Consider the following 10140-nt stretch of genomic DNA (forward strand, 5'->3'; position numbering starts at 1 on the left):
TTTAAAAATGGGAGAAACTTTTTCGAGTGAAATTGAAACTTTGAACAGCGCAATGTCAAAATTCGCAATGACATCTTCAGAAGCAAGTTTTGACGAAAACGGAAATGTTCTTTCTGACGATGGAAAAATACTTACGCCAAGTTCTGTAGGACTGGCAAAGGCGATTTCTTATCAGTCGTACAAGGTAAAGAGCGGCGATACAATTAGTTCGATTGCCTTAAAATTTGGTCTTACAAATATTTCGACTTTGATTTCTGTAAACGGAATCGACAATGTCCGGACTCTTATGGCAGGGCAGAAAATTCGTGTTCCAAACCAGGATGGAATTGTTTATACGATTTCAAAAGGTGATTCTTTAAATTTGCTTTCTGTAAAATATCATGTGAGCGTTGAAGAAATTCTTGATGTAAATGAACTTGCAGATGAAACTCTTTCAATTGGCAAGGAACTTTTTATTCCTGGCGCAAGAATGGATTCTGCGTCCCTAAAAAAAGCTATGGGCGAACTTTTTATCTGTCCGATTTCCCAAAGTTATAAAATTTCAAGTTATTTTGGCCGCCGCGCAGATCCTTTTACTGGAGTTCCTTCAAATCATACCGGAGTTGACCTTGCCTGCCCGACGGGAACTCCTGTAAATGCCACAATGAGCGGAAAAATTGTTCAGCTTGGCTGGAGCAATATCTTCGGAAATTATGTTATAATCAATCACGGAAACGGTTATCAGACTCTTTACGGCCATATGTCAAAAATTTTGTGCCGGAACGGTCAGAATGTGAGCCAGGGAACGAGAATTGGACTTGTTGGTTCAACAGGATATTCAACTGGACCTCATCTGCATTTTACGGTCTACAAAAATGGCCGTCTTGTTGATCCTTTGTCATTGCTGAAGAGGTAAAGAAAATGAAAGCGGTTTGTGTTTGCGGTTGCTGCGGAAGAACTATTGATAAAGAATTTCTTTATTGTCCATGGTGCGGTCAGGAAAAAATGCACGGTAAAAAAGATTCATTTGAAGCGATATTCAAAAATCTTGAAGAGAAACAGGCGGAAGACAGGGCAAGACGCGTTGTTGCTCTTGAGCAAAAGCTTGACGCTCTTGACCGCGACCTTTCGATTCTGGCTCTGAGCGTGGAGATGGCTAAGTGAAAAAAATAAAAAAAATTTTGTCAGCCGTTTTTTTTTCAATCTCATTTTGCGCTTTTTCGGAAATTTCATTTGAAAATCCTGAGATCAACTCTCAGGATAAAATTCTTTTTACAATAAAACAAAGCATTGCCGGAAGCCCGTCTTATTCAACTGCTTTTTCTGCCGATGCAAAAACTCTTTTGACTGCAAAAATTTTAACCTGCTATCCAGAGAAAATGGAATTGCTTTCAAAAGGTTCTGTTTTGCAGGTTAGAAACAGATGGGGAACCGCAAGATATTCATTTTCGGATTCGACTCTTTCGTGGATTTCGCGTGCGGATTCAATTCCAGAAACTGCGCAGATTTTAAGTCCGCAGATTGCAAGTCCAGACGGAAAATGGCTCTGCTACATAAAGAAAACTGGAATTGCAGAAGGTGAACTGATTTTAAAAAACGCTTCGACTTTGCAAGAAACTGTTTTAGACAAGAAGGCACAGCTGGATTACGAGAAAATTCCTGTAAAATGGAATTCTGACAGCTCTATTTTTGTGTACGAAAAAAACGGCAATGTTTATTTTTGTGAGCCGAAAGTTGCCTTTCAAAAAGTTCAGCTTGCCGAAAAATTTCGGCTGATCGGTCGCGGAAACATAAATTCTGTCTGCTGGGCAAATTCAAAAAATTTAATTTATATTGCACGCGATTTAATTTATAGAATCAGTTCAAATGAACTTTATACGCGCGGTCTTTATTCTTCTGTTATCGAACCAGGAATAGTCTGTGGCCGGCTTCCTGTAATTTTTGACGAAGAGCATGATGAATTTTCAGTAAACTCAAAGGCTTCGGCGATTATTTTTATTCAATCTAAAAAAATCATAAGTCTTTTTAAATTGAACGAGTCTGGCTTTGAATATGTAAATCCTGTCGTTTCAAAAACTGCGACTGGAGCCGGCGGAACCGTAACTGCCTTAAAAGTTTTTTGGACAAGCGACACAAAATGCGTTTTATGGCTCAACTTGCTTTCTTACGAAAACGGTGCGCAAATATCGGCATTTTACAGCCTTGGAAGCGAATTGAAATTCCTTTCTTCAACAGATTCTGTAATCGAGCCTCAGCTGTCGCCCGACGGAAAAAAAATCTGCTTTGCAAAGGAAAATTCTCTTTTTGTTTTTGAATCAAATACCTGGACAGAAGTTGATCATCTTTCCGGAGAAAAAATTGTTTCGTTTGTCTGGGGAACAGATTCTTCGGTTTATGTTGGCGGAGAATCTACCGTAAAAAAATGGCAGCTTGGTTCAGAAATCGAAAAATCATCGGTTTTGTTTCTTTCCGCCGCGTCAAAAGTTTTTTGGAAATCTGACACTGTTGTTTTTGCAGCAGATGCCGTAAAAAAAGATGTTTTTTATGAATTTGATGAATTGAAGGGAAGTTGGACAAAATCTATCGAGCCTCTTGTTGTTGCTTCTGGTTCTGTTCAAAACGGAAAATTCCGCGTTTATACAGGAAATGCTGTAAATTCAAATTTTAAAAACGCGCTTTTTGTGCGCACTCTTTCAGGAAAAGCAGTCACAAAAGCTTATTTTCCGCAGACAATGGAAAAAAGACAGGTTCCTGCAAAAATAATTCTTGCAGTCGATGCGCTTGATGATGCTTCCGGTTTGAGTTCTATTCTTTATGTCTTAAGAAAATACAAAATTCCTGCAACATTTTTTATAAATGGAGAATTTATTCGCCGTTATCCAAAAGAAACCGTTCAGATTGCAAAAAGCGGTTACGAATGCGGCTCAATGTTTTTTACGGCATTGGATTTGACATCAAAAGATTTTGTTGTTGACGAAGACTTTGTCCGCCGGGGACTTGCACGCAACGAAGATGAATTTTTTCAGGCAACAGGAAAAGAATTGAGCCTTCTGTGGCATGCTCCGTTTTATAAGGCGGATTTCGAAGTAAAAAAAGCTGGAAAAAACTGCGGATACTCTTATGTCGAAGCAGGCCGCTTTAGTTTGGACACAATCACTCTCGAAGAAGCAGCCCGCGGAAAACCCGGTTATCTGTCGGCTTTGGAACTGGTTTCGTTTTATGCTAAAAATCTGGAAGACGGTTCTGTAATTCCTGTATGCGCAGGTCTTTCAAAAGGCACAAGAAGCGACTGGCTTTACGAAAAGCTTGACCTTCTTGTAAGCCTTCTTTTAAGCAATGGCTATGAGTTTGTAGCTTTTAACGAAAGCCTTTAATCAGCGGATTCTCAGACATGCGAGTTTTCCACAAAATTGTCCCCAAAGTCCCGCTTTTTGCGCGGTTCTGTCGGCAACTAGAGGAACAGTTTCTAAGACAGTGTTTCCGAGTTTGTACTGAATCTGTCCGTAAACGGCTCCAAGTTTTGTTCCTCCGTAGATGCATTTTGGAAGCTGAATTTCGGCAATAACGTTTTCTGCGTCTTCTGCCGCAGTTTGAGAGCTGATGTGCGGAACTGTAACCGCATTTGTCCAGGCAGGAACAAGGTTTACGAATTTTGTTTTTGCTCCTGGAACTGCAACTGGATAATTTTTTTGAATTTTATTTTCAGGAATGTAGTCGGCAAACGAAGAAAAAGCCCATTCCATAAGGGTCGTTCCGTCTTTTATGCGGTAAAAATTTCCCTGTTTAGAGCCAGTTCCCGGTCCTTTCATCGTAACAGACAAAAATCTTACTCCGTTCCGTTTTGCCGTCAAAGCAAGATTGTAACCGCTCTCGTAAATAAATCCTGTTTTTAGCCCGTCGCAACCTTCCATTTTTCCAAGAAGCGGATTTGTGTTTCTTTGGTAAATTGCCGTTGAATCTCCTTTTGCTTTTTCCCAGCTCGGAAGATTTTTTTCGAGAGGGTAGAGAATTTCTTTTGCGCTGTGATAATCCCTCAAGCTTTCCGGATAACGGTTTATATAAATTCTGCAGAATTCGGCAAGTTCGCGCGCAGTTGTAACATTTTTTTCTGAATAACCGCTTGGCTCTTCAAAATGAGTGTGAGTCAGGCCCAAAATTTTTGCTTCATAGTTCATTCTTGCAACAAAATCTTTAGTACTTCCAGAAATTTTATATGCCAGCGCAAGGGCCGCATCGTTTCCCGAAGCCACAGCAAGCCCGGTCAAAAGTTCACGAACCGTAACAATCTGCCCTTGTCCTAAAAACATAAGGCTTGCGTCAGACGGCATATTTATTGACCAGCTGTTTTCTGGCGGAGAAACAAGTTCGTCCAGAGAAAGGTTCCCGTTTTCGATTTCCTTAAAAACAATGTACATTACAAAGAGCTTTGTAATCGAAGCCGGAGGAATGACTTCATCCGCATTTTTTTCAAAAAGAATGCAGCCATTTTTTGCATCGACAAGAATTGCCGCCCCTGAATCAACTTCCAAATCTGCAGCAATAATCGGATACGGAAGAGGTTTGAGCGATTCGCTGCGTTTTAGAGAGTAGGTTTGGTTTAAAAAAGCATTTAAAGAAGCGGTTTGCTCTTCCGAAAGAGGCTTTACGTTCTGCGTTTTAAAAAACGATGCCGACCATAAAAAAAAGACTGCCGTCAAAATTGCAATAGTTAGAAAAGTTGTTCCCAAAACAGCGAAAATTTTTTTAGAATTTTTTGGATTTTTTTTGTCAGAATTGCGTTTTTTTAAATCAAAATCGGATAAGTCAATGTTAGAAAATTTCATTTTTATATTTTACAGTAAATGTGGCAAAGTGGGCAAATGGGCTTTAAAATTGCAAAAAAACTTCCGGCCGTAAATTTTTGACCGGAAGCCTAAAAATTTTCGGGGCGGTTTAACGGGCTGTCCGTACTTCCGCTTTCGCTCCATCCTCCTCGGCTAAAGCCTGCGGTGGATTGCTACGCAAGTACTTCCATCCCTACCGCAAAAAACTATTTTCCAAGACTGTCCATTACGCTCTGTTCGTAGCGGGTCCAGTATTTGTCATAGCTTTCCATTTTTCCGTCCTGATCAACAGTAAACATAATTTTTCCGTCGCTGTTTTCGCCCATTGCATTTTTCGGATGTATAATGCTTGGTGCAAGCGCAGGAATTACCTTTTTAATTTCTTTTGCAAATTCACCTGCAATTACAAAACCGCCGAGTTTATTGTTATGTGTTGAATCTCCGGCAAACATAAGCTCTTTTGCTTCAATTTTGTTTCCGCAGTCAGAATATGCTTTTTCGTAGAGATTTTTTGTAATTTCAAAACCGTCAATCAAAAGAATTTTCTTTTCTTTTGCAAGCTGGCGAACAGCTTCTACATAAGCGTTGTTTCTTGTAATCTGAGTTTTTGTCGAAGTGTCTTTTGAGTCGTGGTGAGGAGTGATTCTTCCTTTTCCGTCAAAGTACATTCGGCTTACAGGCGTTACGAGCACAGGAGTTGCTCCTGCTTCGAGCGCAACATTTACGTACTGCATAAGATACCATTTGTAAGTTCCGCCGCAGTCATAAGAATAGAACGAATTTCCGTATTTTTCAAAATAACTGTCTGGAGTGCGGACTTTTTTTCCTTCATGGATCGGGTAAATTCCTTTTTTATTTGGTTCTCCAAGAGGAACGTAGCGGTCTTCGAGGTATCCTGCTCCGTTTGAGCAGTCATTGTGTCCAAATTGAATAAAAAGATAGTCGCCTTTTCCAATCTGCTGTCTGATTTTTTCCAGCGAGCCTTCGTTTATAAAGTTGCGGCTTGAGCGTCCTCCGTTTGCGTAGTTTTGAACTTCAACGGCGCCGTTAAAGAAGCACTGCAAGAATTCTCCCCAGGCTCCCTCGTTTCTTGTCTGACCGTTGTTCCACATTCCGAGCGCAGAATAATCTTTACAAGTCGAGTCAGAGGCAAGGAAAACATTTACCTTTCCTTCTGCACGCGGACGAATTGCCGTTGCTTTTGAAGGAATTGCATAGCCTTCGTTAATCTTTTTGTCCAGTTCTACAGTTACAGTTTTTCCTGCTTTGCCTGAGCGGTTCATTGGCGTAATTACAGCTTTTAAGTTGAATCCAGAATCTGCTCTTGAAATAAGATAAGTTTTGTCGGCAAAACCAGTGCTCTGTTTTATGAGTGTGTCTTTTTTATCTTTTGTCCTAAACCACTGGATCAGAGAACAGTCTTCTCCTGAACCGTTAAATTCGTAATGAAGGGTGATTGTGTGTCCAGGATAAGGCGTATTTATGTCGTCATCTGTTGTAAAACTTGCTTTTTTGATTTTTACTTCGGACGGCTTTGGCGCAGAATAAGCTACAGGTGTCCAGCCGATAAAATAATTTGAAGGACTGTAAGCTCCTGCATCCGCAATGATTTTTCCGCCGTCGCGATGGCTTACATCAACGCCTGTATTGTCCCACATTGAATTATATTCAAAGAAATTTGCATTTTTAGGTTTGTTTCCGCTCATACTCGTCCAGCCCTGCGGATTTATAATTCCTTCGTATGCAAAAATCGTATTTACAAATGCAACGCTTGCTTTCGGTCCCCATGGTCTTCCGAAGTAGCCCGGAGCTTGCATATTGTTCTGGTCTGCATTGATTATGCAGTTATAGAACAGATAGCCTTTTTCTTTTGCATTGCGGGCTGCGGTTAAATATCCGCTGTTTTTTGAATCAGAATATCCAGCCCAAACAATCTGACAGTTTTCAAAAACAACATCGCCGTCACCAAAAATAAAGTCGGTATTGCCTTCGATATAGCAGTTTTTGTAATACTGTCTTGAATCTGCTCCTGTGTAGAGAGTGTCCTGAGAACCCAAGAATTTACAGTTTACAAATTCAGCCTGGTCCGCTTCTGTACAGATTGCAGACGCGCGCTCTGTCGCCGCCTTTGACTGAACATCGGAATTGAGCTTTCTTACAAATGCAATTGTAGTTCCGTCTGGTTCTACACCGTCCTTTAATTCTTCGGCGGTAACATATTTGTTAAACGAAGTTTCAAAAGTAATTCCTTCTGCGCGGAAAAATTTTGCATCTTTTTTTACGTAAGTTGCAACTCCCCACTTTGCTACGCTTTTCTTTTCAAATTTGTCATAGGCTCTCTCTTCATCGTAGTAGCCATTTAAATCTGCCGAATAATAATTGTATCCGATTCCATAATACCAGGTGAGCTTTACTTCCTGAGCTGGAGTGTCATTTTTTAAGGTAATGTATGGAGTGTCGATTATAACCTGGTCGCGGTAAATTCCCGGAGCAATATGAATTGTAATTCTGTCGGCTTCTGATTTTGGAGCCATTGCATGAGCGGCTTTTACAGCCTGTTTTACAGATGAATAGTCCTGTTTTTTGCCTCCAACGTAAATGTCCTTTTTGAGAGGAATTTGATTTACGGTTTTGTCTTTTGAGCTCATCAAAATATCTTTTGTAACGTTTGAGCCGGAAACAGAGATGTGATTCATTGTCGCAGTTTTTTCAGTTTCGCATAAAACTTCGTAATTTCCGTCGCGGAGTTTTGTTCCGTAAATTCCGTTTGCGGCTGCTCCAGTATAAGTGTAGCCGTCTTCAAGATTTTTGAATGAAATAGATGAAGGCATGATTGAAGTGTCGCCGATGAATTTTCCGTTTACATCGTAGACTGGCTTTAATTCAACTTGAATGTCCTTTGTAAAAGCCGCAGTTCCTTCAAAAATCGTGTCTTTCGCTACTGTGTAATCGTTTGCGCCTTTGAGAGAGACTGTGTATTGAACGGCAGGCTCAAGTTCGCCCTTAAAAGAAAAATCTCCGCTAGTATTCTGAATTTCGATTTCTACTGGAAGATAAAGAGTATTTGCCGGAGGAGTCATTACGAGTTTTGCAGATGATGAAGAAAAATCTTTTGCAAAACCGCTGATTTTTCCATCGGCGATGTAAGTTTTCATTTCTGAAGCAGCGAGGTCTTTTTTGAAAGAAGCCTGTGCGTCCTGGGAAATTGAAATCTGTTTTGTGTCTGCCGAAATTCCAAATCCTTTAACGCCTTCCAAAACCGCCGTAAATGTAAATCCTGCCGGAAGACGTGTTGTGTAGCTTCCGCCAGAAATTGTTGCCGGAAGCTGCTGCTTTGTTTCTGAAACGACGAATTTTAATTCACCTTTTGAATGAAGCCCTTTGATTGAACCGTTTACATTTACGCCAGGAGTGCGTGTAATGCGGTAATAAACTGGTTTTGCGCCTGTTGCTTCGCAGTAAACTTTATAAGAGCCGTCAGAAACTGCAATGTAAGACCATCGTTTTGACTCTCCGTTGAGCCATGCGGATTCGTCCTGAATGCCGTTTTTTTCGCCAGATTCGCTTACAGATACGAAGTGAATTTTATCTTCTGAACCGTTTGAAGCCCGTCCGTAAAAAGTAACAATGTCACCAGCCTTTACGTTTCTTAAAAGCAGGTAGCGTTTTGATTCTCCTCCTTTTCCGTTGCAGTAATAAATCCCGTCAGAAATATAGCCGTCGCTAAATTCAAAAGAAGAATAGCCTTGGGTTCCATAATTTTTTGAACCATTGTAATAGGCGCGGTCATTTTTTTCGGTTTTTAAAGTAAGATCTCCAAAAGTGTATTCACCGGCTTCGAATTTTCCGTCTGCGGCAAGTCCCGAAAGATTGTCTAAATCGGAAATTTTAATGTGATTGACAGCATTTTTTTCTTCAACGCCACCAAAATCCCAGACATCAACTTTGCGGGTCTGGGCAGATACCGAAACAGCTGCCAAAAAAGCCAGAACCATTGCGGCAATTTTGAAACATTTTTTCATAATAACTCCCATTTTTTTATAAAAATTTTGCACTATAATTATAACAGTGTTTTTATAAAAGTGTAGTGAGAATTACGATGAATTTTTGAAAAAAACGACGGAACTTATATTCTTCCGGCTTTGTTCTGCAAGAATAAATCACAGAGGGTGACAGCTGTCATGGCTTCGATTACAGGAACAATCCTTGGACAAAGGCAGACATCGTGGCGTCCTTCGATTTTGAGGTTTTCGTTATGAAATTTGCCGTTTTCGTCAACAGAAACAGTTTGCTGCTCTTTAAAAATTGAGGGAACTGGTTTTACGGCAACTCTGAAGAAGATTTCGTTTCCGTTGGAAATTCCTCCTAAAATTCCGCCGGCATTGTTTGTTAAAAATTCAACCTTTGAGCCGTCAGAATTTACACGCATAATGTCGTTATTTTTGCTTCCTGTTAAATCGGCGGCTTCAAAGCCTGCGCCAAATTCAATTCCTTTAACTGCGCCTATGCTTAAAATTGCGTGTGCCAAAAGCGCATCAAGCTTGTCAAAAACACATTCTCCCAAACCTGCTGGAAGTCCTGTTACACTGCAGGCGATTATTCCGCCGGCAGAATCTCCATTTTTGCGGAGTTCCTCGATTTTTTCGTTCATTTTTGCCGCTGCGTCGTTGTCCGGGGCGCGAAGGGCATTCTGCTCAATCTGCGAAAAATCTATTTTTTGAATGCTGATTCCTGCCGCGCGCTGAGTGTAAGCGGTAATTTTTATTTGTGGGCAGAAGTGTTCAAGCACCTGTCTTGCAACTTCTCCAGCGGCGACGCGGACAGCGGTTTCTCTTCCAGAGCTTCGTCCGCCGCCACGGTAATCTCTAAAGCCATATTTTAAAAAATATGATAAATCCGCATGTCCTGGTCTAAATGTATTTGCAAGGTTTGAATAGTCTTTTGAGTGCTGGCTTTCGTTGCGGATTATAAAGCCGATGGAAGTTCCTTCTGATTTTTCTTCAAAAACGCCGCTTAAAATTTCTATTTTGTCGGATTCTTTTCGGGCTGTGACAGAAGCGTTTGCCTGGCCGCCTGCGCTTTGTCCTGGTTTGCGTCTGTCGAGCGCCGTCTGAATTTTTGTCTGGTCGATTTTTATTCCGGCTGGAACTCCGTCGATTATTCCGCCGAGCGCAGGACCGTGGCTTTCGCCGAAAGTTGTGATTTTAAAAATTTTACCAAAAGTATTTCCAGACATAGTTTTTTGCTCCAAATTTTATTTCGTAAGAATAGCATAATTGAAGATTTTGGGCAAAGAAAAAAAATACGATTAAAGCGCACGACCGGGCCTTATAGCCCG

The 10140-nt window shown here is 40.8% G+C and carries 6 protein-coding genes; 3 read left to right on the top strand and 3 right to left on the bottom strand.

The features are described from left to right. Positions 1 to 7: 7 nt before the first annotated feature. The 3 genes from B2X33_RS00810 to B2X33_RS00820 are packed head-to-tail and all read left to right on the top strand — an operon-like array spanning position 8 to position 3353. A complete protein-coding gene (locus B2X33_RS00810; protein WP_296666794.1) occupies positions 8 to 895 on the top strand; it encodes a LysM peptidoglycan-binding domain-containing M23 family metallopeptidase in 888 nt (295 codons plus the stop codon). A gap of 5 nt (positions 896 to 900) precedes the next feature. Next, positions 901 to 1143, top strand: a complete 243-nt coding sequence (locus B2X33_RS00815; protein ID WP_296020247.1) for a hypothetical protein — start codon at positions 901 to 903, stop codon at positions 1141 to 1143. After that, positions 1140 to 3353 (top strand): polysaccharide deacetylase family protein, encoded by a 2214-nt coding sequence (locus B2X33_RS00820; RefSeq protein WP_296666797.1) that lies wholly within the window; start codon positions 1140 to 1142, stop codon positions 3351 to 3353. The genes B2X33_RS00815 and B2X33_RS00820 overlap by 4 nt, the downstream gene beginning before the upstream one ends. Here the strand turns inward: B2X33_RS00820 and B2X33_RS00825 are convergent, their stop codons facing one another. The 3 genes from B2X33_RS00825 to aroC form a co-directional block, all read right to left on the bottom strand. Further along, a complete protein-coding gene (locus B2X33_RS00825; protein ID WP_296666800.1) occupies positions 3354 to 4802 on the bottom strand; it encodes a D-alanyl-D-alanine carboxypeptidase family protein in 1449 nt (482 codons plus the stop codon). A gap of 206 nt (positions 4803 to 5008) precedes the next feature. After that, positions 5009 to 8824: a pectinesterase family protein gene (locus tag B2X33_RS00830; protein ID WP_296666802.1), complete on the bottom strand. Its 3816-nt coding sequence runs from the start codon at positions 8822 to 8824 to the stop codon at positions 5009 to 5011. Between the two features lie 104 nt (positions 8825 to 8928). After that, a complete protein-coding gene (gene aroC, locus B2X33_RS00835) occupies positions 8929 to 10038 on the bottom strand; it encodes a chorismate synthase (protein ID WP_296666804.1) in 1110 nt (369 codons plus the stop codon). Between the last annotated feature and the right edge of the window lie 102 nt (positions 10039 to 10140).

This window comes from Treponema sp. UBA785, from assembly GCF_002297065.1.
Classification (GTDB): domain Bacteria; phylum Spirochaetota; class Spirochaetia; order Treponematales; family Treponemataceae; genus Treponema_D.